Consider the following 23,565-nt stretch of genomic DNA (forward strand, 5'->3'; position numbering starts at 1 on the left):
GAGGATGAGCCTCAAGATCGCCTGAGGATGAGAGCATCGAAGGGGCCTTTCGAGCACGCCAAGGGGGAGGTTCGGCGTGTCGAGGCGTCTATGACCGCCCTCGGCTCAGCACCCGCTATGCAGGTGGTGCCGTTGTTACACGAGGACCGGTCCAGCTTCCGAACACGCCGGAGTGCTTCGGCGTGTCGGGGCGTCTAAGACTGTCCCCCGGCCCATCAGCCTCTAAGAGGCCGGTGCCGTTGTAATTCTACCGCGAAGGGAAGCCGATCGGTACTTGCTACCGTTAGGTTTGGACGTTCACGGATTAAACGGGAGCGGAAACTGATGAGCATGGCTGTACCTTTCGCAGCCCCGCAGCTGGCGCCACCGGCGGTGTCGCTGGTGCGGGCTGCAAGCAGGCCGACAATGCCCGACGACCGGTGGGCGCTGGCCGGCGTCTCCTATTCACCGGAGGCTGCCGCACAGGCCATCGTGGACGACCCGTGTGGGCCGGCAGGTGTGGGCTTGGCTGCAATCGCCACGCCGTCGTCGAGCACGGCCGCGTCGGGCGGAACGCTGGCGGCGGCCACCTACGGCTACAAGATCACCGCTCTGTCGCAGTGGGGTGAAGGTCTCCCCTCGGCCGAGAAGACGCAGACGACCACCGGCACCACGAGCACGGTGACCGTTTCGTGGACTGCGGTTGCCGGGGCCGAACGGTACCGGGTGTACGGCAGGGTGGCGGGTGGCCCGTGGGGGCACCTCGCCACAGTCACGGGGCTGTCGTGGGCAGACACCGGCTCGGCGTCGGCTGGTGCGGCCCCGCCAACCTCGGACACCACAGGCACGTATTCGTACACGGCGCCGGGTGTTGTCGAGTGGACCCCCTACTCGATCAGCGCCTACGACCGGTGCACGTTGATGGCTTCCAGCGGCCGGGATTTCGTTGGCAGAGCAACCCGGCTGCTGGAAGGTGCCACCCCGAAGGCTGTCGAGCGGGAGTTCTGGGACGGCACCAGGGCCCGTACCACTGGTCTCGGGAACCGGTACCTGACCAAGAACGGCGCGTCGACCGTGGTGAACCCGACCCCGGGCACCTCGGTGAGTTTCAAGCGCGGGCTGAACCTGCTCGAACAGGCGCTGGCTGACAGCGGGTTCGGCGCCCCCGGCATGATCCACTGCCGGCCCGAAGCCCTCGACGACACCGCCCAGCTGTTCCGCCGCGAAGGCTTCCGGATCTACACCAGCCGGAACACCCTCATCGTTCCCGGTGTCGGCTACTCAGGCCGCGGCCCAGAAGGTGACGCCAACGAGGTGCCAGCCGCAGGCAAGACGTGGATGTTCGCCACCGGGTTGGCGGAATACCGGGAAACGCCGGTGGCGATGGATTCCGGCTGGACCGCTGGYGGACAGCCACCGCCGTCTGCGATCGACCGGAGCATCAACCAGGTCACCGCATGGGCGCGCAGGACCGCCATCGCCTCGTGGGACTGCCAGGTTCACGCCGCCGTCTACATCGACCTTCCGGCGTAACTGCCTCAGATCGCGACGTTGGCGAGTGGATGGTTCTTCCACCTGTCGGTCTGCCGGGTGTAGCGGTCGAGCGCGTTCGACGTCGGATTCCACCGGCCTTGCTCGGCGATCGCGGCCCGGGTCGCCCCAGCATCAGCAGCCGACGTCGCCGCACCGGCCCGCAAGCTGTGTGCGGACATCTGATCGCTGAGCCCTGCGTCGGCACCGAGCCTCTTGACGATGCGGTCGATGGATTGCCCGCCCAGCCGTCCGCCGACGTTGCCGTGCCGGTCCACCTGGCGCAGCAGCGGGCCGGTGGTGATGTCCAGCTCGGCCAGGTGGGCGCTCCAGGCCCGGAACGCGCGCACCGGGCAGGCGTCCGGCCGTGCGGCGAACGGCACGGCCACCTCGCGGCCCGCCGCCGCCTGATCCGTTTTGCTCCGGGCGATGTGAACGACCAGCCCCTGCTCGGTCTCGACGACGTCGGCCAGGTCTAGCCGAGCCAACTCGGACCTTCGCGCCATCATCGCGAAACCAAGCAACAGCAGAAGCCGGTCACGTAGGCCGCGGGTCGTCCTCGGGTCGCAGGTATCGAGCATCGCCCGGATGACAGTGGCGACGGCGGCCGGTGCCTGCCCGTCACGGATTCCTGCATCGACGCGATCGCGGCGGTAAGCGCGGACGAGGAGCCGCGCGGCGCGGGTGTCAGGCAGGACGACGCCAGCGAGCCTGTGCATGGACCGGATGACGGAGAGTGCTACCTCGATGCTGCCGGGCGCCTTGCCCTCTTTGATCAGGTACGCGACGTACTCGGCGAGGGCATCGCCGGTCGTCGGCAGAGCCGGCCAGTCTTCCCGTTCGCACCAAGCATAGAAGCGCCGGGACTGGGCGCGGTACGACCGGGCGGTGTTCTCGGGTACCGATGCGGCGACCTTCGCACGGGTCTCGTCGCTCATGCGCCGGTCGGCAGCGACAGGCGCGGAGGGATGACCTTGCTCAGTGACCACCAGCGACATCGCGGACCCCCGCATCGGAACTCAGCTTCTGGGTACCGATTATAAGAGAAATCGGTACCCAGGAGGTCGAGGGGGCTCAGAGTGTGACCCGCCGGAAGGTCGCGGATCCCCCGGGCAGACGGCGGAGTCACCCGCCCTACCCTGACCGGATGGAGATCACAGCTCTGGTCGTGTCGATCATCTCGATCGTGATCGCTCTCGGCAGTGTCGTCTACACGCGCCGGTCGACCCATATCGAGGAGGATCGGCGACGGCAGGAGCGGACTCCCCTGTTCACCTGCAGCATCGAGGCGATCAACGATGGAATGGCACATCTGCTCCATCTCCGACTCGACACCCCATGGCCACTGGCCGATATCACGGCAGAGATCGTCGACGGCGAGGGCGTTGCGTTCACTCCCAGCCAAGATGGTGTCGAACGGACGTCGGCACCGATCCGGACGGCGACCTTCGGCCGACTGGTACTTGGAGAACGTGCCACCTGGCGTATCGACGTAGCCGATCAGCGCGCCGCGCAGATTCACGCGCGGCTGACCTGCACAGACCGACGGGGCACGAGTTGGCCGGTTCTCGTGTCTGTTGACACACCACCTCGACGGACGCGAATTCGAGTCCTTGGCGGGTGAACGGCCGGGAGGTCCTGAGTCGCCGCCTGTTGGGGCGGAGAGATCGGCAGGATATCTCCCCGCCTCGACGGCCCCGGCTGGCCAGGGACCCCTCCGACCAGCCGGGGCCGCCCCATCCCCGCCACCGCCAGCGGGTCCAGGCGCCACCATGGCGCGACATACGCAGGCGGCCAGGCCGAACCACAGACCAGACCGCCTGCCTTCACTCAGTAAGCGAAGGTCGATGGCGGGGTGATGCCAGCCACCGACGCCCCGGACGGCTTGACGGGCACCACGACCTGCAGCGACTCGGCGCCACGCTTCGCCAGGCCCTCGAACGGCTCGACGAACGTCTGGTACTGGTTGGTGGCGTTGAGCGTCGAATCGGTGATCACACCGAGGTCGATCCTCCCGCCGTCCAAGAACAGCCACGTTCCCTCAGGGAACAGGAAGAACGTCAACCTGCTCGGCCAGTAAGTGCCAGCCGCAGCCGACCCCGCCGAAGCGTCCGCGGGCGGCGCGGAAAGCGACGAGTTCGCCCCCGGTGCGGCGAAGAACTGGTCCGGGTAGTCGTACGCGTTGGTGCCCAGGGTGGAGCCGCCGGTCGACCGAGGCAGGCCATCCATCACCCAGGTGGGGATGATCCCGCGGGCCGCGAACATGGTGGTGATGTACGCGTCGGTAAGAGCCAGCACATCCGACGATGCGACAGCCCGATCGTGCGCCAGTTCACGGGTGAGGTCGGTACGCAGCGCGCCACGAACCCATGACGGGAAGACGGCCCGCAACGGGAACACGGGGGCGCCAGCCTCGCCGTTCGGCAGCCGGTGCCGGTAACGCATGCCCGTCGCCAGAACATCGAGAACCGGGAACAGGTCACGGCTGAAGGAAACGAGAGAGCCGGCGCCGGTCCGTGTCGAGCCAGAGGCCATTTTCACAAGCAGGTTGACCTCGGCGACCCGCGCGGCGTTCGCCAACGCCAGCTCCGTGTTCGCCTCGACGATCTCCGGGGAGAACCGGCCCTGGAAGTTGGAGAACTGCAGCCGGGTCGGAAGCGCATCGACGAACTCTTCGACCGGGTTCGGGCAGGCGAATGTCTGCACCGGCTTGGTGGCTGGCGACGTCGGGTTGGCGTCGTTCGCCGCGGTCCACACCGCGGTCGCTGAGCCGCCGACACCGGCGAGAGTGGGCGGCGGGGTGAACCGCACACCGCCCCGGACCGCCTGATAGGAGGGCAGCGAATCGCGAAGCGGCCGGGCCTGCGATCCCAGGACGTCTACCTGCCAGTCGGCTGCCGTCGGACCGCAAATCCCACCGGCGGCGACGATCGCCTGCAGGCCGCCCTGCTCCTCAACCGACGCAAGGATCGCCACTTCGCTCAGATGCTCGTCCAGCCGTGCAGTGTTCGCGAACACGTCGTCGCCGAGCCGCCGGTCCTCCGGGTACTCCCAGACCATCGCCGCGGTCGCGTGACGCTCGTTGCCGGTGGAACGGCGGAGTGCGGCGAGCTTGTCCATCGTGGCCTTCGCCAGCTCCGACCGGGCGATCTCCGAGCCGGAGAGCGGCCCCATGTGCGCGCCTGCGGTCAGCGCCGCCTGCAGTCGCATCCGCGGCCGGGTGGTAGCCGGGGTCTGCGGGCGGGTCTGAGCGGCGAGCTGCGCCATAGTGGGCCGGCGGGTCTGCCCCGATGCTGCGATCGCATCGCGACGGCGCCGCAGATCGGCCACACGATCCGACGCATCGACCGGGCTGTCAGCTGGTGCAGCGAGGGCTGCGGCGAAACGTTCGACAGCAGCGAGGACCTGCTCAAATTGGTCGAGTGCGGCGTCGTCAGCGCCATCTACGTCAAGTTCGGCGGCGTGTGTAAGAAGCGCCGCGTGGAGGGCACGCTGCTCGTCCGGTGGAATGTCGTTCAGATCGAGGTCGCTGGAGAGCGCCCGTTCGACGCGTGCGGTGATGGTCGGATTCATGAAGGGGTCGCCTTTGCGCGGTGAGGTGGCGACGCGTCGTAGCGACTGGGGTCGTTTCTCGACACGCCGAAAGAAAGGTTCGGCGTGTCGAGGCGTCTATGACCGACCCCCGGCTCAGCACCTGCTATGCGGGTGGTGCCGTGATGGGCGCAGGTTAGCAGGCAGCACCGAGGGTTTGTCAACAGTCAGGCGACCGCGCTGCGCAGGCGATCGCTGTTATGCCGCACGCGACTCCGGATTCAAGAAAAACGCGGCAGCCAAGTTGACGAAATCCTGCGAGTACCGGTCTCCGCATGACGTGCACAGGCACAGAATCGGATCGGCGGTGATGGTGCCCGCGGCGAAGACGGCGACGCTCCCGTGGAGCACCCGAACCGGTCCGGCGAGGGTGAATGCCATAGTCCGGGGCACAGTGGCGCCACGCCGGTTGCAGACAGCACAACGTGCGCGGCTGGCATGCCCGTGCCGGGTCTGATGGCTGCGGTGGCAGTCGTCGCACCGAAGGCTGCCGCGACAGGCCGGGCACCAGTGCACGGCAGGCACTCGTGCCAGCCCAAGCGGCGAGCCATCCGTATTCGCCTGCCGGCCGGTCATGGCGGCCAGGTCGCCGTCAACGTCCGCGCCAATCGCCGCATCGGCCATGTGGGCGCAGGCGTGTGCGGCCGGGCCGTTCAGCGTTTCGTGCAGGTTGATTGCAGCGTCGCGTGCCCGGTCAAGAATGAGGTCAAGATGAGCGTGCTCAATCATCATTTCTCCAGGTCGGGTCGGTGCCGGCGGATCCACCGGTCAATGTCGTCGGCGAGCCACACACGGCGGCCGGAAGGCTTGCCGACCAGCTTCGGCCAGCTGGCGGTGTGGGAGAGCTGGCGGACGCGTTCCCGGGACAGGCCCATCCGCACGGCGATCTGTCCTGTGCTCCAGACGATGCCCCTAGCCCCTGCCGGACCGACGTACACGGGAATGTCACCGTGGAGCAGCCGGAACGGCTGCCGAGCTGCCGGATTATCGATGGGCCAAGTCGGCAGGTACGGACGCCCGGATGGGCAGGCCTTGGTGCCCCGCTGTGGCGGGAACGGACCGCGAGGCAGACTCTCCATGTCGGGCAAGGTCCAGTCCAGCAGCCACCAGTAGCGGCGCCAACCGGTGGTTGGTGACAGGCCGAGGGTCGCCGCTGCCTGCCGTATCGAACTGYCGGCCACGACCAGGCGGTGCATCGCTGTGCCTTGCTCCAGCTTGACGTGGGCGGGGGTCTGCCTCAGCAGATGCGGAATCGGGCCGGCGCTTCGCCCTGACGTCACGGTGTTTCACCTCCTCCGAACTTTGGAGGCGCAACCCGGGAACGGCTTCCTTTGTGCGACTTCCATCGGGCCAGCGGATGTCACGGGTTCACCGACTCGCCGCGTTCGAAGGCTTCCCGTGCCTGCTGGTAGCGCCGGGCGCGGGGGCTGTCGTCGTCGTCGTCAAACCAGGTGAAAGCGTGGTAGGCGTGCGGTCCGCGGTACGTGCACCTGGCGGCGGGGTTGCGGTCGAGAAGGACCGTGCACCGGGGTTTCTGAGGCGGATGCTCCGGGTCGTAGCGGCCGTCTCGCCAGCCGTCGACGCCGACGGCTGACACAGGCTCGTGGGTTGCACGATGGGTCGGCCGCTTCGGCTTGGCACGATGGGTCGCGTCTTCGAGCTGGTCGAGTGCCACGACCAGCGCCCTGCGGGTGAGCGCTTCCGGATCGTGGCGGAGAACAAGCGCCTCGCCAAGGATGGCCAGCTCGTCGAGCAACGCCGGGTCGATGCGGCCGAGGTGAGCGACCACATCGGCCAGAGGCCGAATGGCGCTGCGGGCGGATGCACGATGTCCTAGCGGAAAAAGGCCCTGCACGATGCTCTGGCCGCTGTCGTCGGTCATCAGAAGCCCTCGGAGGTGTGGGCGAGCCGCAGGTGTCGTCCGCGGGTTTCGTAGGGGCCGGTCTGGTCGAGCAGGCCGGCTTTGACGGCGACTGCGAGGAAGTTTTGCCGGGAGCGGAGGGTCATCGGTTCGGGGGTGTTGGCCATCGCTTCGATCACCTTGGGGTAGGGCTGCCATCTGCCGTCGCGGAGGACTGTGAGGGCTTGGCGCCAAGCGGCTGTGCGCCGCGGCGCTTTGTCGAGCCCCGGCGGGAAGACCATTGCAGTCGGTATTGCATGGGGTTCGTCCCACTCCGGGGGTTGCCAGGGGTACCTACCGGCGCGGGTGGGCTCGGGCGCCTTGTCCAGCCCGGGTCGGCAGGTCATTCGAAGCCGTCGGACAAGAGGGCCGCTTCTGCGATGTCGGCGCTGGTGTGGAGCGCGTCTGCGAGTGCATGGGCATCGGCCGTGGTGAAGCGCTGGCCGTGGCCGGCGGTGCCGGCTCGGACGAGTTCGAGCACGCCAAGCGGGTGAAGCTCGACGGCGGGCTGCCCGTCGACGATGACCGCACGGAGCGCTGCTGACGCGACGATCGTGCTGGACACCGTGGTGTGCTCGACAGTCATGCCGCTCTCCATTCGGTGACCTCGACGAACTCGGTGAGGATCGCCAGGTCCTTTGTGGCCCTTGCCGCAGCTGCAGCGAGGGCTCTGACGTAAGCCGGATGGACCCGGGCCTGGCATTCCGGGCCCAGCAGGAGGCCGATCGAACGGGGGTCTGTGAGGGGGTGGCCGCACATGCGGCAGCGCGGCCGGTCGTCTCGGCGTGGGGTGTCGGTCATCGTGCGTTCCTCTCGATCGCTCCGCTCGTGAAGAGAGGAACTGATACCGCAAACCCCGCAAACCCCGCACGATCATGCCTGACCTGCGGTTTCATAGATTGATCTTGGCGGGCTTTGCCGGTTGCCGCAGGATTTGGGTTCTCGTCTGCGGGATTTGGTCGCGGAGTCCGCGGGGTTCCTTCGCGGGTCTGCGGGGTTTGGCAGGCAGACTCCCCGAACGCATCGGTGCAGCTCATCGGATCGGTTGCGGGGTCTGCGGGGTTTGCGGGGTGAAATCCCGCATCCACACGCATGCGCATCATGCGTCCTTCCGTAGCTCGACGGACCAGAGCGCGGTTTTGCGGTGCGGGTCTTCTCCGCGCCGGAGGACATACGACCCGTGGAACCGTCCGACCTGGCCAGCCAGACGGCGGCCGAGGGACTTGGCCGACAACAGGCCACCGCGGTCATCCGTGAGGAACAGCCCATCCCACCGGTCGACCGGCTCACCTTTGACTAGCTCGACGTCAGCAGACTTACGGATGACCCCAGCCGTCTTCCGCTCCGAATCGAACAGCCGATGCCACTGGCCAAGGAAGACTTCCCACTCGTTGTTCTCGTCATCCATGTTTCGGACGTCGGCCAGGTTTCCCAGGAACCCGCCGATGTGGTGATGGGCGAGGAACCCGCCGACCGCCTGTGCCCACGGGGTGAACTGCCGCATCACGTGGTCCGATTTCGGCGCACCAGCGGCCATCCAGCCCATGACCAGCACCAGGAGGTGTCGGAGTACGACCCGCTGGTTGGCGGGCTCGCGCACCCACCGGTCCAGCCCAGGGATGGCGAACCCGGTCCGCTCCTCCGGGTGAGGCATCTTCGGATCCAGGCGCACAAGCACGGTCCGCGTGGCGATGTCTCCGCCCAGCCGCAGGTTGTTGCCCGTGGTGAGCCACAGCCGGTCGTTGGCGTGGCGGACCGTGGTGTTGGTGCCCAGCCGCCGGTCGGACCACTCGGTGGTGGTCAGCAACTGCGCCAGCACCGGCGAGTCCACCACCGTGCCCTCACGCAGGTTGTCGAACACCAGCACCGGAGCCGGCTCACCCAGCGCGGACGTGATCGCCTTCCGGAGTTCGGCCTCGGCCTCTGGCCACGGCAGGACCCGCTGCCCGTACAGCAAGCCGATGCCCTCGGACAGGATTGTTTTCCCGGAAGCCTGCGTGGTCGCCGTGATCATCCCGTGGGGGGTCACGGTCCGGATGTACGGGCGCAGGATGCCCGTCGCCAGTAGACCGATGTAGTTCGCTCGGTCAGAATCCGAGACCCACGGGAACCCGCCGAGAAAGTTGACGAGGAGAAACCTGCGCGCGGCTTCCATCTCGTCACGATCGGGCCGCGCCGACACCCAGGGGATCTCCACCTTGGGTGCGTAGAACAGGCCGGTCTCAGCGTCGTACCCGGCGGACTGCACCAGGGTGCCATTCGGGCGCAGCACCGGTGAGCCCACGATGCCCTGCAGCGGACGCACACCCGGCCAGTACCGGCCGGACAGGACCGCGGCCAGCACTCGCGTCGAGGGCACCGCCTCTTCCTCGGTGACGAGGATCTCGTCCGGCTCGCCGTCCTTGCCCTTCTTGACCTTCTGCCGCAGCCGGAAGACGTACGCGAACCGCGCCAGCACCGACGCCAGCCCCGGCGGTGTCAGCACCGTCGGCGCGTACGGCAGTGGCGGCGGGTCTGCCAGCCCGAGCGGGGTGCCGATGTCGCCGGACACCCGCTCCAAGTGGACGACTTCACCGTTGATCACATAGAGGTCGGGCAGCTCGTTGCGTTCGATCGCCCCGCGAAGCTCCCGGATGGACGCAGCCTCAGCCGAGATCTCGATATGCGGTCGTCCAGTCGCCGTGGCCACGATCTGGTGTGTTTCCTCGCTGATCGTCACGCTCGCACCGCCCGACCGAGAGCGGACCGAATCGTCCGGGCGGCYTCACCCGCGGGCAGGCCCTTGGCCTCCGCTGCCCCGATCAGCGCGTCGACCACGACCTGTTCGGCGAGCCGGCCGGCGGCAACGTGCTCGGCACCTCGGCACGCGGCCCAGAACAGCCGGTTGTTGCGGTCGGTGTCCGGGGTCGCGTCCATCACGACCTGGACGAGGGAACCCAAGAGTCGATCAGGCGACGTGCCCACCCCTGTCCGCGCGGGCAATGCCAACCTCACCGGCTTCTGTGGCGTGGACAGGGTGGCGAGCCACTCGGGCAACGTCGCCAACGACCCGCCCGACCACTGGTAGCGGCGTCCGGAACGATGCCGTGACGGTGGCGCGATCACCATTCCGCCATGCCCGTCGCCATCCCGGTTGACGTTGCCGCGAACGTCGACCCCGGGCCCCAACAGGCCGGAGGAGTTCGGCACTCGCGCGTCCCCTGCCTGGAACCACAAGTGAGTCCCACCGTTGTCCCGGCCGGTCGAGACAGCACAGGTGAACACCGGACCGTGCTCTGCGGTCAGGCGGGCCCAGGACTCCATCCCGGCGGGGCCGTCTAGGTCGACTACGACTAGTCCGGAAAGGCGGCAGGCAACCCCAACTGAGGCTCCCGGCCAGCGCGACCACCAGTCGACGATGGTGAGCGTGTCGATTGAGGCCTCGGTGCCCCACGGCACGTACGACCGTTTCGTCCCCGGTGGCACCGGGAAGACGTAGATGCCGCGGGCAGCAAGTGTCAGCGCAGCGCACCCCGTCTCACTTCGAAGAGGCGATAGCATCGTGATCACTCGGTCTCGTGGTGGTAGCCGCGGTCCATGGGTTAGGTGGCCGGCCGGGGGTGGTGCCCCGGCCGCCATTTCTGTCGGGGCTGGCAAAGGCAGCCGAGCGCAACGTCATCCGGCGTCCCGCACGTCATCGGCCGGCTCGACACCCAGCAGAGCCAGAAGCGGGCGTGACGGGACGACGTACCGGCAGCCATGGCGGTGAACCGGAACGGGGAACGCACCCGCACGCACGAGCTGACGGGCTTTCCAAAGCCCCATTCCCAAGATCGACCCGGCAGTCTCGACGTCGACTGTGACGGGCAAGGCCTGTAGCTGACGAGCGGTCCACTGGCCGCGCACGGGCGTTTTCGGCGCGGTCACGCGGACACCCGCCGAGCAGACTCAGCGCGCTCCTGCGCGGCAAGCCACTCCAGAACAGCGGACCTGCGATAGAGCACGATGCCCCCAGCCTTGAGCCRGGGCGGCCCGTACCCACGGCGTCGCCACTGTCGGAGGGCTGCCGGCGTGTTCCGGACCAGCTCGGCCGCCTCGTCGCTCACCAGTAGCTCGCGCCACTCCTCGTGGCTAGCTGCACCCATGCCACACATCCCATCCAGTCGTGTATGTGACTAGATGACAGTGCTACACGACCGATCTCACCGTTGTCAACCAGTCGAAGATGCGACTGGACGACGTGTTACTGTTCGTCACGTGACAGAACGACAGACCCGGACCTTGCGTGAGGTCGTAGGGGAGGGCGTGCGGCGCGTGCGGATGGCCGCAGGCTCCCCCCAAGAGGAGATCTCCCGGGCTGCACGACAACGTGGCCTCGCGTGGAGCCAATCCCGTATAGCCGCCCTGGAACGCGGCGAAAAAGCGATCAAGGTAGAGGAACTCGCACTTCTGCCAGAGATCCTCTCCGAGGTATTCCGACGGCCCGTTGGGCTYGGCGACCTGGTCTCACCCGATGCCCGGATCGCCTTGACCCCCCAGGTCACCATCGGCGGACGGGAGCTTGTTCAAGTTCTCGGCGGACGGGCGGCGATGGTGCCCGCGACGTTCCGCGAGATCCCTGACCCGACCAGCCTGCCCGTTGGCACCGAGCTCTCGCCGGGGCTTGTCGTCCTCAGCACCCCCGACCCCAGGGTTGAAGTAGGCCCATTCCGTCCGATTCGCGGCGAGTTGGAAGGGTGGCTGCGAGAGGCAGGCGACGCCGAAACGCATGCGGCTCGCAGGCTGGGACGTTCCGTGGCCGAAGTTGTGATCGCGTCACGTCCGCTATGGGGCCGCGGGTTCACCGCGCATCGGGACATGGAGGCCGCGAGCATCTACGGCCCCGACGCCAGTTCGGATCGGCGGCGGGCCGTGCGCGGCCAAGTCAGCCGACGCATGCACGACGAGCTTCGGGATTACCTAGAAAGATGCGACGAAGCCCACTCGGAGGGACGACCGCTGCCCTCGGGGCGCTCAATCCACACCGATGAGATGAAGCGGGCCATGCAGGCCAGCCGACATCGAACAGAAGATCCGGAGCAGCAGTGAAGATCACAGCTAAGCACCGGTGCGGGTGCCGCGACCCGGAGACCAGGCAGAAGTACCCGGCCGGGACCTGCCCCGACCGCAACAAGCGGGGCCACGGCTTCTACGCCGGAGAGTTCCGCGTCCCGGCCGAGCTTGTCGCCTTGGCGGGAACGGACCGCATCCGGTTTCGCGGCGACACTCGCAAGGCCGCCGAGGATGACGGCGACCGGAAGTGGGCGGCGATCCGCGCCGGGCAGCAGCACATCGGCAAGCTCACCGTGCACGTCTACCTCGATGACTGGTTGAGCCGGAAGAACGCGCTACGGCCAACCACCCGGGCCCGCTACGAACAGTTCATCCGGCTGCACCTGGTGCCGTTCCTCGGGGATATGCCGCTGTCAGGTCTACGCTCCGAGCACATCGATGCGGCGCTGAAGCTGGCGGTGAAGGCATCCCAAGAGCGGCCAGGGCGGCCGGTCGGGCCTGCGACCGTGAAGGACGTGCTGGAAATGCTGCGCACCGCGCTGAACGACGCGGTACGACAGCGGAAGCTCGACTTCAACCCAAGTCAGGGCGTTGAGCTGGCGTCCTACTCGACACCTGAGGTCGAGCCGTGGGAGGCCAAGGAAGTCGGTCGGTTCCTCGACGAGGCGGCCGGGGACAGGCTGGCCGCAGCCTACGAGCTCATCGCGCTGCACGGCCTACGCCGCGGGGAGGTATGCGGAGCGACCTGGGGCGGGCTGGGCGAGGAAGCCCGGGTGCTGGTCATCCGCCAACAGATCACCCGGTCCGGGGCGTCACTCGGGGTGTGGGCGCCGAAGACGAAGTCCGGCCGTAGGAAGGTCGATCTGGCCGAGGTCACGGTGGGGTCCATCGGCGTGCACCGGCTTCGCCAGGACGAGGAACGAAAGGCCGTCGGCCCGGCGTGGGACAACGGCGTGTTGCCCGACGAGCACGGCAGGCCTGTCCAGCTCGAAGATCTGATGTTCACTCATCCGTCGGGTCGGCATCTGGCCCCGGAGTACCTCACCCGGCAGATGCAGCGGATCGCTCGGCGGGTCGGCCTGCTCGGCACGGTGAAGGTCGCGGCGGCGGCCGGCGCCGGCACGGTCGTCATCGGCACCCGATACCGGCCGGCGGCGGGCGTGTGGACGCTGTATCGGGACCGTGAGCCGGTCGGGCAGGTGACCGTGGTTGGCGCCGCGGTCCAGGGCTCACGGTCGGTGCTGCACCTGGCCGAACCGTTGCCTGCCGACCTGGCGGCGGGAGACGAGATCGGGGAGCAGCTGCTCTCCCCCAAGCGGCTACACGATCTTCGGCACGGGTCGGCCTCGATCATGTTGGGCGAGGGCATCGACATCACGACCGTGTCGAAGATCCTCGGTCACTCTTCGACGTCGATGACGGGGAACACGTACGCGCATCTGCTGCGGTCGACTGGGCAGGCGGCGGCGGAGACGGTCGCCGCGGCGATCCCCCGTCGAACGGTTCGTCCGCACCATGTCCTCACCAGCGGCGCTGACGGTGGCGGGATCGCCGAGCTGAAAGGCGTTCCTGCAGGTAGAGGGGCCGTCCTAGGTGGACGGCCCCTCTCGGCGTCGGTGGACCTAACGCACCACAATAAGAACCGTTCGATCTTGGTGCAGGGCCCTGACATCGCTGTCCGGCCGGTCGCTACCCGGGCCCTGACCAGGGACGACGCCCAGTGACCGCGCCACTCGTAACATCATCTACCGAATCGAACAGGCGTTCCGCATACCTGGCGGTTCCGGACACCTCGACCCGTCTCGTAACCCTGATCGTCGCCATGGTGGTGGCGCTGACGTTCCTCTTCGGGTTCGGGAACGTCCTCGCGCTCGGGCTCCGTCTCGGTGTTCCGATATGGGTGGCGCCACTCGTGGCGCCCGCAGTCGACCTGTCGATCGTCGGCCTGCTGCTCGGCGGCCGGCAACTCGCCGTCAACAACGGGCCAGTGGAGGTGCTGCGTTCGACGCGACGACTACTCGTCTTCGCGAGCCTGCTAACGCTGGCCCTGAACATCGCGGAACCCCTGATCGCCGGCCAGTACGGCAAGGCCGCGTTCGACTCCGTCGGGCCGCTTCTCCTTATCGGCTGGGCCGAGGTTGGCCCGCGGCTCCTCCACGCCATGCAAACCATAGAACCCGGCCGACGCCTCGCCACAACGCGGGCTCCTGGCAGCCCGCCCCCACCAGTGGCACAGCGTCGACCGCCGACCGCCCCATCCGCCGTCGAACCGACGCGGGACGGGACCGCGGCCACACGCACACCGTCACGCGAGGCACGCAACCAGGACCTGCTGCACCGAGCCCGCGCTGAGGACGTCCTGCACTGGCAGCAGCACCAACGCCCGATCTCCGCGGAAACGCTGCGCAAGCGGCTGGCAGTCGGCACGGGAACCGCACGCGGCCTGGTCACCCAGCTGCGCACCGACACCCACACCGCGCTCGACGGACAGGACGACCCAGCGTCGTAGGGCGCCGACCCCCAGCACGCTCACGGCCCGCGTCGTCCTAGCGAACGCTCCCGGCTGGACCGACGGCACCAACGAGGCACGCCGGCTGTTCGACGAGACGATCCCCGGCCGGGGCACCTCCTCCCCAGCACCAGCCCGGTGCTGCTTTCCGCACCCGCGAGGCACGCCCGGCTGCTCGCCGCCGTCGACGCACGGGACGAGGCACGCTCCGTGTTGGCCGAGATGGTGGCCGCCTGCGAGCGAGTCCTCGGCGCAGAACATCCCCACACCGCCCAGACCAGGGCTGTGCTGACCACGCTGGCCGGCGACGACCGCTGATCCGGCACCGGCGGTGCCCTGTGGCGGGCCAGGCCGGGATACCGGCCGAGCTGCGCACCGCGACCGACGTCGAGATCGACGCGGCGCGTTTCCAGATCGACCAGCTCGCCGGCGGCAGCTACGCGGGCGCCTACGGCGCGTTCAGTGCGGTCGCGTCAGGACAAGGCCGAGCGCGCGGTCCGCGCCCCACCTATCGGTGACCGCGCGGCCGCTCGACCTCATGCCCGCTCCGGGGGTATCGACAGGTTCTTATTGAGCTGGCGCAGGTACTCTTTGTCTATCTCTTCCTTACGCGTGCGTAGGACTGACGGAGGAAAATCGTCAATTAGGCGGCAGATCTCATGCAAGGGTCCCAGTTCCGGCCGCGGCTGCAGGACATTCTCGAACTCGGGCAGAATCAGCCTGTCGTCCGTTTTGTCCGGGTAGAGAGGCGCTCCCGCCGGGATCGCGGCGATGTTCCCGGCCCGCTGGTGCAGCGCCCGCGTACGGAGGATGAACGCCTCCCAGGCCGACACCACCTTGAGCCGCAGCAGCCCGAGCAGCTCGTCGCGGAGCGTGCGGAGATCACTCCACGATGACTCGTACCTGCCAATGAGGGCGCCCGCGCGGCGCGACCGTCGGAGATAGCGCCCCCGCACGATCGCGAGGCGGCGCCCGGCAGCCCCCGCGTGCTCGCCGTCCGGATCGTCGGCCGCGATCTTCACGGCGATGGCGCTGACCGAGAGCATCACCAGGAGAAGCGCGACCGAGGCCTTCGGGTAGCCCTCTTCGGGCGGTGCCGAGGACGCGGCGCGCAGCCCCGCCCAGTCGGCGACGACGCACAGCAGCGTCAGCACGAACGCGACCGGCAGCAGGTAGAAGGTCAGACGGACTATCCGGCCGCGCGAACGGCCCGGGCCCGGTTCGTCCCCGGGCGGACCGTCCGCGGCCGTCTCCGCGCTTCCTCCCCGCTCCGGCGACCGGGGCGAGAAGCGCTGAGCCGCCGCCTGCCAGGCTCGAAGCGGCAGGAGCAGCAACACGCCGCTGGTCGCCAGCGCGGCGGCCAGCACTATCCCGGGCGCGTACGCGGCGTAGCTCTCCCACAGTCTGACGAAGCCGCCTCGCTCGGTGCCCTTGTCACCGGTGGACGATGTCAGGTACTGGAAGGTCTGGGCGAAGTACCAGGTGTCGAAGGCCCCGATGGACAACACGACGGGCCACCGGACCACTCTGAGCCACCGTGGGCGGCGACGGCTCGCCGCGGCTCTCGCGCCAGCGACGTCCGCCTCCTCAGCGGCACGCCCCACAGTGCCCGCCCTGACTCGCAACTYCAGGTCGTCGAGGTACGCCCACGCGGCGCCGAACGCCGCCTGAGCCGCGTGCCGGCGCTCCGCCAGGCGGCGATCGGTCCTGACATCCTCGTAGCCGCTGCGCACCGCGCTGAGCAGCGCGCGCATCTCGGCGTTGTCGATCGTCGTCGGCGCGCGCGGCTCGGTCAGGCGAGCCGACTCGATCATGTCCCGCACCCCGCAGACACAGCTGTGTGAGCATGGTGTGAGTGCACCGCCGTCCTGGCCGGCGGGATTGTTCTGGCTCATCGTTCCTCGATGTGGTTCTGTCCGCCGTCACAACGGCCTGGGGCGGGGCGGCGGGCCGCGACCGGGCTGACCATCAGAGATGGACCAGGATCTCGACGCGGCGGTTGCACGCCATGGCGGCCTGGTCGGGGGCACCGTTGACGATCTGCACGGGGCACCGCGGCTGCCGTTCACCGAGACCCACCGCGCTGGTGTCGTGGGCTCCCCTGCCGGTCAGCACCTGCCTGACCGCTTCCGCGCGCCGCTCGGAAAGCCCCTGGTTGATTTCCGGCGGCCCTTGGGAATCCGTGTGGCCCTGAATCTCCACCCGCTTGTAGTTCATCTTCGCGAGCATGGTGACGACCTCGCCTAGCGAGCTCTGCGCCCGTGGCGCGAGGGTCGCCGAGCCGAAGTCGAACAGCAGCGGTTCGGGCACGACTATCGCGACCGGGTTGGTGCCCCTGACGGTTATCGCCGGCATCGGGACCAGCGGGTCGTCCGGCGCGGGCGCGGAGAGCTCCCTGGTGCTCGCGTCCGGCGTGCCGGAGCTGACGTCGCAGGTKGCTCCGGTCTTCTGGCACAACGCGGTCCAGAGGCCGACGAGCCACTCCCGGTTCGGGGTCGAGATGTCCGGCCAGCCGACGGCCGGCCTGCCCAGACCGACGATCTCGACGTGGACGTCCTTCGGCAACACCGGGATCTCCGGGCCGCACGACTGCACGATCTTCGCGATCACCGACCCGTCCCCGATCGAGGCGGCTCTGAGATCACTGCAGCCGATGTTGCTCAGCCCGTCGGTCGCGAGGACTATGCGCTGCTGCCCGCCCTTCCCTGCGAGCTGCTCGCCGGCGTCGGCGAGCGCGCGCAACGGGTCTGTCCCCGGCGCGTCGGGAGCGGCTGTGAAGGCGGTCCGCAGCCTGGCGGTCAGGCAGGCGGCGAACTTCCTCGCGTCGTTGCCGTCGCRGGTGGAGTTGTCGCTCCCACCCGGTGTGGCCACCTTCCCGCGCGGGTTCAACCGGCCGCCGAAGACACCGAACGACACCAGCGTCTTCGGGTCGTGACTCACCTTGGCGGCCAGAAAGGCGGCCCAGTCGGGCCGCTGCGCCGCGGTCTGGCCGRCCGCCTGCGGGATGGTGGAGGCGGACCCGTCCGCGACGAGCTGGACCAGGCCCAGGTCGGCGGTGTCGGTGTCGGCCGGCACGGCGAGCAACGCGTCGCACGCCTGCTGGCCCGGCGCCGCGGCGGACGTCTGGCCCTCCGAGCCGGTGCTCTGGAACATCGAGCAGGCCGAGAGCCCCAGCGCGGCGCACAGCACGAGCGAGGCGGCCCGCCCGAAGGGGGCCCGGGTGCGGGTCACGGCGCCGTGCTCCGGCCGAAGTCGTCGCCCGCCCCGAACAGCGAGTCGGGGCCGGGGTCGGGCACCGGGATGCCCAGCAGGTCGTAGGTCTTGCGTAGCGCCGAGTCGCTGGCGACGGCGAACTCCAGCAGGTCCAGCCGCTCGTGGCCGGCCGCGGTCGCCGCGACGACGTCGACCAGCCCCTGGGCCTCCTCGCGCCGGTCCTTGCGCATCGCGAACAGCTCCTTCGCTGCCAGCTCCGGCTGCTGGGCGAGGCTGACCGCGTACGGGGACTCCCACTCGGGCAGGCCCTCGCGGACGAAGTCGCGCCAGACCACCCGCAGTTCCCCGAGCCGCCGCGCCCACAGGGCGCTGAGGTCGAACCGGCCCTCCAGCCGGACCTGCTCCGTCACCAGCGGGCGCTGCAGCTCGCGCAGAGCGGCGTCCATGTCGACCCGCGTGCGGGGTGTGCAGGTCACCACGGCGCCGTACTCGTCCGGCGTCGCCGCGAGCGTGTTGTCGACAGCCTCGCGGATGGCGTCGGCGATCGGCTGCTCGGCGTCGTCCGGGCGGTACGGCGCGTACCGGCGCCCGACGGGCCGGGCCGCCGCTTTGATCCCGGCGATGACCTCACCGTGCCGCGCGTCGATCCGCCCGCGCAGCTCCTCCGCGGTGCCGCTACCGGTCACACACCAGCACAGGTCGACCTCGACGGTGAATTCGTAGGCGTCGCCGCGGCAATGGGTGTCGAACGAGAAGGTCTCCTCGTGGTTCGTGGTCCACCGGGTCGGCGGCACGGAAACAGTCGAGTAGGGACTGGCCAGTCGGCCGCGGCGGTCCCGCCAGCGTGACCACAGCCGGGACAGCGGCCCGGGCCGACGCCGCGGCCGGGATGGATCTGTATCCGTCAGAGACATCGTGACACTCGCACCTTTCACAGCAAGAAGGCCGCCACATGAGCGGAAAGGAGGAATCGGGGGGGCACGCGCCCGGTCCGCGCGGTTGCCGCGCGGCCATGGCGTCAGCCCCGAAGAATGGACGGGATGATGGTGATCTGCCGCTGGTCGCGAAATTCCCACAGATGGATGAGAAACCTCAGCCGGCGCCGCCTGTCCCGGTCTACCTGCGTGTCACCGGAAGCGAGTTCACTCAACAGCTCGTGCGTCAGCGCGCGGAACTGGACCGCCTCCGGCGTCTGCGGCGCCGGGTCCTTCCCGACGGCGGAGGTCGACATTTCCTGATCGGCCCGCTCGGCCATGCCGATGAGCCGGTGCAGGGCCTTCGCGGTCGGCCCGGGGTTCTCGTCCAGCGCGTTGCGCCACAGCGCGAAGACGTCCATCCGCAGCTCCGGCTCGACCTTGATGAGCTCCATCAGGATGGGCCAGCTGGAGCCCGGGTCGCGGCGCCCGGCCAGCCGCACCAGGCATCGTCCGGCGCACTGCCGGCAGCGCCAGACCGGCATCCTGGTCCACTCGGCCAGCTCCGCCACGACCGTCTCCCGCGCGCCGGCGACGAAGACGTCCACGATCGACTGCTCGACGATCTTCGCGAGCACCCGTTCCGTCTGCTCGACCCCGTCCCGGCGGCCGTCGGACCGGCGCACCCGGCCGCCGGCCGCCCGGCGCATGCAGGCGAGAGCCTCATCCGCGTATTCGGAACCGAGGTAAGTGCCGTAGGCGACGATGCCGGTGGCCTGGCGCGGGACGTTGTTCTCCCTGGACCAGCCGCGGACCAGCGCCCGCACCCGGGCCGCGTACCGACGGTCGTCGATCAGCGCGAGCGCCTCCAGCGCCCACGCGGCCGTCTGGCGGGAGCGGGCACCCCCGTCGTCGGCCCACGGGCGCAGCACCTCGTTCCTGATCACGTCGAAGTCGTACGTCGCCAGCTTGGCCACGGCCTGCGCGGCCTTGACCCGGACCCGGATGTCCGGATGCGTCGCCGTGCTCTTCAACCAGGCCAGCAGCGGGTCCCGCAGCGGAATGTGCTTCTGCCAGAGCGTCTCGAGGACGAACGGGATGAGGCTCGGATGAGCCAGCCGCGCCACCAGGCTGGTTCCCACCTCCGGCGCGCCCACCAGCACGCACTTCGACCAGTCGCTGATCGGTGTCGGCGGCGCGGAGACGGAGTCCCGCTCGTCGGCCGCGCCGGTGCGCGGCATGACCGCGGCGAGACGCGACGCCTCCCGGGTCACCAGGCCGACGGCGAGGCCGTCGAAGATCGCCCCGGAGACAAGGAAGGCCCGCTCCCACCGTGATCCCTCGGCGAGTTCCTTCTCAGCGTCGTTCAGGAGCTCGGTCGGATGCCGCGCCTTGAGCACCGTCTCCGGCTCGAGCCCGTCGTGCCAGCCATCCGCCAGCTCGATGGCCAGCCGCGCCACCTCCCGCGGCCGCCGGCACAGCTTCAGCTCCTCGCGCACCGCCTGCAGTGCCTGGATTCTCGCGACCACCCTCTCGTCGAGACGGGTCCGCAGGTGCTGCGCGAGGACGTCCGCCAGCCGCGGGACGGCGTACTCGACCAGGTAGGCGGTGTTGTGCGCCGACGTGGCGGCCGGTGGCGTGTCCGCGACGACCACGAGCACCGCCTCCGGCGGCAGCCGCCCGGTCACCTCGTTCTTCCAGGCGACGCCCGGGGCCCGTGTCCCGGGAGCGAGGACGAGGACCGCGCCGGCGCCGGCCGGCAGGACGCCGCCGTCCATCGACGTGCTCAGATCGTCCGTGTCCATGATGTAGACCAGGTCGGCCAGGTTCCCGCCCGACGGCGCGGCCCAGTCGGCGACCGCGGCGAGGGCGGTGGTCGTACGCCCGTAGCCGGCCCTGCCCAGCAGGACCTGGACCCGGTGGCGCTCGAATCCGCTCAGGAGCGCGCGGTGGGACTCACCGGGGGCGTAGGAACGCCGCAGCTCGCTCAGGTCGTCGGTCGACCAGGTCCCCCGGTGCGACCGCCCGGGYCGCACACCCTGGACGACGGTCATCGTGTCGGCCTGGAAGATCCGGTTTCCGTCGCCGGTCAGCAGGTTGCCGGCGCCGGCCGGCAGGTTGCCGTCGCCGAGCAGCCACTGGAAGCCCGCGAGCCGGACGTTGTGGGCCTCCTCCTGGCCCTCCTCTCCCTGCGGCCCGGCCACCGCGCCGTCCTCGGTCTGGTCGTCGCGCAGCGGGGAGTCTTCCGCGTCCCCGGCGGCGGCGTCGCCGCTGGTGCCCCCACGGCCCCGGTCCTCGCCCGGCCCGGCCGCTTCCCGCTCCCCCTCCCGGTGGCTGTCCGGCCCCACCGGAGTGGCGTCGCCGCCGTCGGGCGTGGGTTGCAATGGCGACGCGGCGGGCTCGTCCGGCCCGGGTTCCTCGGTCGGACCGGCGGGCGAGCCGTTCTCGGTCACGAGCCGTTCTCGTAGTAGTTCATGGTCTCTGCCTGCCAGTTCCTGGCGTCCGGGCCGTGCTGGTGGTTGACGAAGGTGACACGGGCCTTCGGCCGGGTCTCGCCACCGGGCTGGGCCGGGTCAGGCGCGTCGGATCCATTCGCGCGTTCGGCGGCGGCGACCTGACGGAGGCCCTCGTACAGATCGCGGAGACGGCGCGCCCGCTCGTCCGGACGCAGGAGGGGAGCCATGTTCTCGTAGACCGCCAACGCCTTGGCGAGGTCGCCGCACTTGTGGTGCGCGCACATCAGCAGCCGCACGACGTCGGCGTCGGCGCGGCCGTCCTCCGTCCGCGCGAGCCTGGCAAGCCGCCCGACCAGGTCGGCGTCGCAGTCCTGCGCGAGCTGGAGGTCCAGGTAGTCGATGAGGACGTCCCGGTGCTCGCGCCGGAGACGCTGCTGGTACTGCTCCACGCGTTTCCCGGAGAGACCGCCCAGCGGCATCCCACCGAACAGGGTCTCGCCACGGCCCGGCCACACGTCGAGCGCGCTGCGGTAGTGGTTGGCGGCCTCGGCGGCATCCCGGCCGGCGGCGGCGCGGGCCTGGTCCGCGAGGTTCCGGAAACGCAGGACGTCGACTTCCACCGGTTCCACCGCCAGCCGGTAGTAGCCGCCCTCGCCCCGTTCCTTCGGCAGCGGGTCGGTGACCGCGGTGCCCGTGGTGTCCAGGGTGCCCGGCACCCGGAGCTCGCTGCGCAGCGCGTTCCTGACCGTCAGCGCGAGCGTGTCGAGCATCGAGCTGTAGTCAGCCGCCGCCGGGATCTTGTCCCAGATCCACTCGGCGAGCGCCGCCTTGGTCAGCCGATGCCCGTCGGCCAGGCACAGGGCGGCCAGAAACGCCTGTGACTGGGCGGCCAGCCGGGCACCCGGCTCGCCGCCAGAAATCCTGACGCCATCGAGGAGTTCGAACTCCACTGTTCTCACATCACCTTCCGATTGGCGCGTCAAAGCAGCCTCTGGTCGACATGTAAAGCACCTGCAAACAATCTCTGATGAACTGATGAAAGCTCCGCCCGCGACCAATCGACATGCCTGGGGAGCCACTGAGATCCTGATTTCAAGACGCCAGGGCGTCGGCCGGGAAAGAGAGAAAGGAATACACAGTGGAATTCAACAACGAGGACGGCGCGATCAAGTTCATGACCGCCTGCGACGGCGGTGCGGGCTGCGTCGAGGTTGCCCGCGGCGAGAGCATCGTCCTGATCCGCGGGTCGCGGATGCCGGAAGTGGTCGTGGCCGTCAGCCGGTCGGAGTGGGACGAGTTCGAGCAGGGCGTGAAGAGCGGCGGGCTCGACGGGCGCTGAGCGGGCGGTGTCTGGGAGCGGCCGGCACCGGCCACTCCCAGACACAGGCGCTGCTGCCTGGACCAGGCCGGCTCGCATGGTCACTGGGCGGGTGCGGCGTGTCCGCCCGGCAGTCAGCGAGTTCTGTCGAGGTCGGCCGCAAGCCCGGCGAGAAACGACCGGGCCTCGTCGCCGAATATGGCCATCTGCTCCAGCAGGGACCACTGGTGGCGGTACACGGCGACATGCTCGCCACGTACGGTCAGGCTGGCGTGGATCGTTTCCACAATTACTCTCACCTCCTGTTCACCGTCCGCTCCTCCGGTCGCCGCGTCGCTCTCGTCATCCCCCCCGAGGATGACGAAACCGTGCGGGACGCTGGTGAGCGCTTCCACCTCGTGCGGGATCACCCCGACGGAGACGTTCTCCAGCGTGCTGACCGAGCCGATGCGGTCGAGCTGCGCGCGGAGTACGCGCGGCGGCCCCGGCCGCCACCGCAACGCGGCCTCGGTCAGCAGAAAGCTGAACTCGCGGCCCTCTTCGTACAGAGCAAGCTGCCGGTCCAGGCGGCCCGCCACGACCGCCGGGATGTCGCGTTCCGCGTACGGCGGATGGAACATCGTAAAGACACGCCTCGCGTACTCGGCTGTCTGGAGCAGGCCAGGCACCAGCGTCGGCTGGAAGCCGCAAATCCTGCGCGCCTCGCGTTCGCGCTGCTGGATGTCATCCTGCAGATGCGTCCGGTCACGTAGCGCCTCCTTCCAGGCGTACACCTCTGTCAGGGCCTGTTCGGTCAGTTCACGCAGAAGCTCCCGCGTCCCGGCGGGCGCCGAGACAGCGTCGGCCCACGCTCCGACCTCGCCCGATGTCGGGATGGCGGAGCCCGACTCGATCCGAGAAACCTTGGACTGACTGACTCCGATACGCTGCGCCAGCTCCCGCCCCGAGAGCCCGGCAAGGTCACGAAGCCGCCGCAGCTCCACCGCCAGCCGCTGCCCGTTGACCCGTGTCTCGCCCCAGCCAGCTACACCCATGCCCAAGCCTGATCTTGAGAATCTGATTGACTCTGATGCATGAAGCGTACCTGTTACGCAGAACCATGCGACAGATTAGAGTTGGCCACC

Annotated in this window: 25 protein-coding genes; 8 read left to right on the top strand and 17 right to left on the bottom strand. The window is 69.2% G+C overall.

Translation table 11 applies throughout. The features are described 5' to 3' along the window. Window positions 1-405 precede the first annotated feature (405 nt). Window positions 406-1,512: a hypothetical protein gene (locus tag CcI49_RS28830; protein ID WP_076831399.1), complete on the top strand. Its 1,107-nt coding sequence runs from the start codon at window positions 406-408 to the stop codon at window positions 1,510-1,512. Between the two features lie 5 nt (window positions 1,513-1,517). Here the strand turns inward: CcI49_RS28830 and CcI49_RS28835 are convergent, their stop codons facing one another. Further along, entirely contained in the window at window positions 1,518-2,507 is a 990-nt protein-coding gene (locus CcI49_RS28835; RefSeq protein ID WP_076831402.1) for a tyrosine-type recombinase/integrase, read from the bottom strand. Between the two features lie 149 nt (window positions 2,508-2,656). On the opposite strand from CcI49_RS28835, the gene CcI49_RS28840 reads away from it, so the two are divergent. Next, a complete protein-coding gene (locus tag CcI49_RS28840; RefSeq protein WP_076831406.1) occupies window positions 2,657-3,133 on the top strand; it encodes a hypothetical protein in 477 nt (158 codons plus the stop codon). Window positions 3,134-3,339: 206 nt separating this feature from the next. On the opposite strand, the gene CcI49_RS28845 is transcribed toward CcI49_RS28840, so the two are convergent. From CcI49_RS28845 to CcI49_RS44545, 10 genes are all read right to left on the bottom strand, one after another. Continuing rightward, window positions 3,340-5,082 (bottom strand): major capsid protein, encoded by a 1,743-nt coding sequence (locus CcI49_RS28845; protein WP_131831229.1) that lies wholly within the window; start codon window positions 5,080-5,082, stop codon window positions 3,340-3,342. Window positions 5,083-5,298: 216 nt separating this feature from the next. Then, on the bottom strand, window positions 5,299-5,829 hold the full coding sequence (locus CcI49_RS28855) for a hypothetical protein (RefSeq protein ID WP_131831230.1): 531 nt from the start codon (window positions 5,827-5,829) through the stop codon (window positions 5,299-5,301). Next, window positions 5,829-6,380 carry a hypothetical protein gene (locus tag CcI49_RS42725; protein WP_076831420.1) on the bottom strand — a complete coding sequence of 184 codons (552 nt, stop codon included), beginning with the start codon at window positions 6,378-6,380 and terminating at the stop codon, window positions 5,829-5,831. Before CcI49_RS42725 ends, CcI49_RS28855 begins: the two co-directional genes overlap by 1 nt. A gap of 80 nt (window positions 6,381-6,460) precedes the next feature. After that, window positions 6,461-6,982, bottom strand: a complete 522-nt coding sequence (locus tag CcI49_RS28865; protein WP_076831424.1) for a hypothetical protein — start codon at window positions 6,980-6,982, stop codon at window positions 6,461-6,463. Beyond that, a complete protein-coding gene (locus tag CcI49_RS42270; RefSeq protein WP_158230830.1) occupies window positions 6,982-7,128 on the bottom strand; it encodes a hypothetical protein in 147 nt (48 codons plus the stop codon). Before CcI49_RS42270 ends, CcI49_RS28865 begins: the two co-directional genes overlap by 1 nt. 215 nt (window positions 7,129-7,343) lie before the next feature. Next, window positions 7,344-7,598, bottom strand: coding sequence for a hypothetical protein (locus CcI49_RS28870; RefSeq protein WP_076831427.1), 255 nt, complete (start codon window positions 7,596-7,598; stop codon window positions 7,344-7,346). Continuing rightward, on the bottom strand, window positions 7,583-7,801 hold the full coding sequence (locus tag CcI49_RS43650; protein WP_116437533.1) for a DUF6011 domain-containing protein: 219 nt from the start codon (window positions 7,799-7,801) through the stop codon (window positions 7,583-7,585). Before CcI49_RS43650 ends, CcI49_RS28870 begins: the two co-directional genes overlap by 16 nt. A gap of 298 nt (window positions 7,802-8,099) precedes the next feature. Next, entirely contained in the window at window positions 8,100-9,719 is a 1,620-nt protein-coding gene (locus CcI49_RS28875; protein ID WP_198955656.1) for a hypothetical protein, read from the bottom strand. After that, a complete protein-coding gene (locus CcI49_RS28880) occupies window positions 9,716-10,618 on the bottom strand; it encodes a bifunctional DNA primase/polymerase (RefSeq protein ID WP_083749779.1) in 903 nt (300 codons plus the stop codon). Before CcI49_RS28880 ends, CcI49_RS28875 begins: the two co-directional genes overlap by 4 nt. A gap of 284 nt (window positions 10,619-10,902) precedes the next feature. Beyond that, window positions 10,903-11,133, bottom strand: coding sequence for a helix-turn-helix domain-containing protein (locus CcI49_RS44545; RefSeq protein ID WP_347280146.1), 231 nt, complete (start codon window positions 11,131-11,133; stop codon window positions 10,903-10,905). Window positions 11,134-11,284: 151 nt separating this feature from the next. On the opposite strand from CcI49_RS44545, the gene CcI49_RS41730 reads away from it, so the two are divergent. The 5 genes from CcI49_RS41730 to CcI49_RS28915 all read left to right on the top strand — a co-directional run bounded on the left by CcI49_RS41730 (window position 11,285) and on the right by CcI49_RS28915 (window position 15,058). Continuing rightward, a complete protein-coding gene (locus tag CcI49_RS41730) occupies window positions 11,285-12,067 on the top strand; it encodes a hypothetical protein (RefSeq protein ID WP_158230832.1) in 783 nt (260 codons plus the stop codon). Further along, a complete protein-coding gene (locus CcI49_RS28900) occupies window positions 12,064-13,755 on the top strand; it encodes a site-specific integrase (protein ID WP_241840288.1) in 1,692 nt (563 codons plus the stop codon). The genes CcI49_RS41730 and CcI49_RS28900 overlap by 4 nt, the downstream gene beginning before the upstream one ends. Further along, window positions 13,752-14,540, top strand: coding sequence for a hypothetical protein (locus CcI49_RS28905; protein ID WP_076831443.1), 789 nt, complete (start codon window positions 13,752-13,754; stop codon window positions 14,538-14,540). Before CcI49_RS28900 ends, CcI49_RS28905 begins: the two co-directional genes overlap by 4 nt. A 138-nt stretch (window positions 14,541-14,678) precedes the next feature. After that, window positions 14,679-14,858 (top strand): hypothetical protein, encoded by a 180-nt coding sequence (locus CcI49_RS28910; RefSeq protein WP_076831445.1) that lies wholly within the window; start codon window positions 14,679-14,681, stop codon window positions 14,856-14,858. A 20-nt stretch (window positions 14,859-14,878) separates the two neighbouring features. Further along, window positions 14,879-15,058, top strand: coding sequence for a hypothetical protein (locus CcI49_RS28915; protein WP_076831448.1), 180 nt, complete (start codon window positions 14,879-14,881; stop codon window positions 15,056-15,058). A gap of 18 nt (window positions 15,059-15,076) precedes the next feature. On the opposite strand, the gene CcI49_RS28920 is transcribed toward CcI49_RS28915, so the two are convergent. From CcI49_RS28920 to CcI49_RS28940, 5 genes are all read right to left on the bottom strand, one after another. Further along, a complete protein-coding gene (locus tag CcI49_RS28920; protein ID WP_131831232.1) occupies window positions 15,077-16,354 on the bottom strand; it encodes a hypothetical protein in 1,278 nt (425 codons plus the stop codon). Window positions 16,355-16,508: 154 nt separating this feature from the next. Then, window positions 16,509-17,771 carry an OmpA family protein gene (locus tag CcI49_RS28925; protein ID WP_076831455.1) on the bottom strand — a complete coding sequence of 421 codons (1,263 nt, stop codon included), beginning with the start codon at window positions 17,769-17,771 and terminating at the stop codon, window positions 16,509-16,511. After that, a complete protein-coding gene (locus CcI49_RS40930) occupies window positions 17,768-18,667 on the bottom strand; it encodes a hypothetical protein (protein ID WP_131831233.1) in 900 nt (299 codons plus the stop codon). The genes CcI49_RS28925 and CcI49_RS40930 overlap by 4 nt, the downstream gene beginning before the upstream one ends. A 104-nt stretch (window positions 18,668-18,771) precedes the next feature. Then, window positions 18,772-21,120, bottom strand: a complete 2,349-nt coding sequence (locus tag CcI49_RS28935; protein ID WP_076831462.1) for a hypothetical protein — start codon at window positions 21,118-21,120, stop codon at window positions 18,772-18,774. Then, a complete protein-coding gene (locus CcI49_RS28940; RefSeq protein WP_076831465.1) occupies window positions 21,117-22,073 on the bottom strand; it encodes a bacterial transcriptional activator domain-containing protein in 957 nt (318 codons plus the stop codon). The genes CcI49_RS28935 and CcI49_RS28940 overlap by 4 nt, the downstream gene beginning before the upstream one ends. Window positions 22,074-22,261: 188 nt before the next feature. On the opposite strand from CcI49_RS28940, the gene CcI49_RS28945 reads away from it, so the two are divergent. Next, the gene (locus tag CcI49_RS28945; protein WP_076831468.1) at window positions 22,262-22,462 is read left to right on the top strand and encodes a DUF397 domain-containing protein; all 201 of its coding nucleotides are present in this window, start codon (window positions 22,262-22,264) and stop codon (window positions 22,460-22,462) included. Between the two features lie 113 nt (window positions 22,463-22,575). On the opposite strand, the gene CcI49_RS28950 is transcribed toward CcI49_RS28945, so the two are convergent. Continuing rightward, the gene (locus CcI49_RS28950; protein WP_076831472.1) at window positions 22,576-23,475 is read right to left on the bottom strand and encodes a helix-turn-helix transcriptional regulator; all 900 of its coding nucleotides are present in this window, start codon (window positions 23,473-23,475) and stop codon (window positions 22,576-22,578) included. Window positions 23,476-23,565: the final 90 nt, after the last annotated feature.

Source organism: Frankia sp. CcI49, from assembly GCF_001983215.1.
In the GTDB taxonomy this organism is placed as follows: Bacteria; Actinomycetota; Actinomycetes; order Frankiales; family Frankiaceae; genus Parafrankia; species Parafrankia irregularis.

Coding starts and splice junctions, on each gene's coding strand:
- CcI49_RS28835 (WP_076831402.1), bottom strand. CDS start 2,507: ATGTCGCTGGTGGTCACTGAGCAAGGTCATCCCTCCGCGCCTGTCGCT.
- CcI49_RS28840 (WP_076831406.1), top strand. CDS start 2,657: ATGGAGATCACAGCTCTGGTCGTGTCGATCATCTCGATCGTGATCGCT.
- CcI49_RS28845 (WP_131831229.1), bottom strand. CDS start 5,082: ATGAATCCGACCATCACCGCACGCGTCGAACGGGCGCTCTCCAGCGAC.
- CcI49_RS28855 (WP_131831230.1), bottom strand. CDS start 5,829: ATGATTGAGCACGCTCATCTTGACCTCATTCTTGACCGGGCACGCGAC.
- CcI49_RS28865 (WP_076831424.1), bottom strand. CDS start 6,982: ATGACCGACGACAGCGGCCAGAGCATCGTGCAGGGCCTTTTTCCGCTA.
- CcI49_RS42270 (WP_158230830.1), bottom strand. CDS start 7,128: ATGGCCAACACCCCCGAACCGATGACCCTCCGCTCCCGGCAAAACTTC.
- CcI49_RS28870 (WP_076831427.1), bottom strand. CDS start 7,598: ATGGAGAGCGGCATGACTGTCGAGCACACCACGGTGTCCAGCACGATC.
- CcI49_RS43650 (WP_116437533.1), bottom strand. CDS start 7,801: ATGACCGACACCCCACGCCGAGACGACCGGCCGCGCTGCCGCATGTGC.
- CcI49_RS40930 (WP_131831233.1), bottom strand. CDS start 18,667: ATGTCTCTGACGGATACAGATCCATCCCGGCCGCGGCGTCGGCCCGGG.
- CcI49_RS28950 (WP_076831472.1), bottom strand. CDS start 23,475: ATGGGTGTAGCTGGCTGGGGCGAGACACGGGTCAACGGGCAGCGGCTG.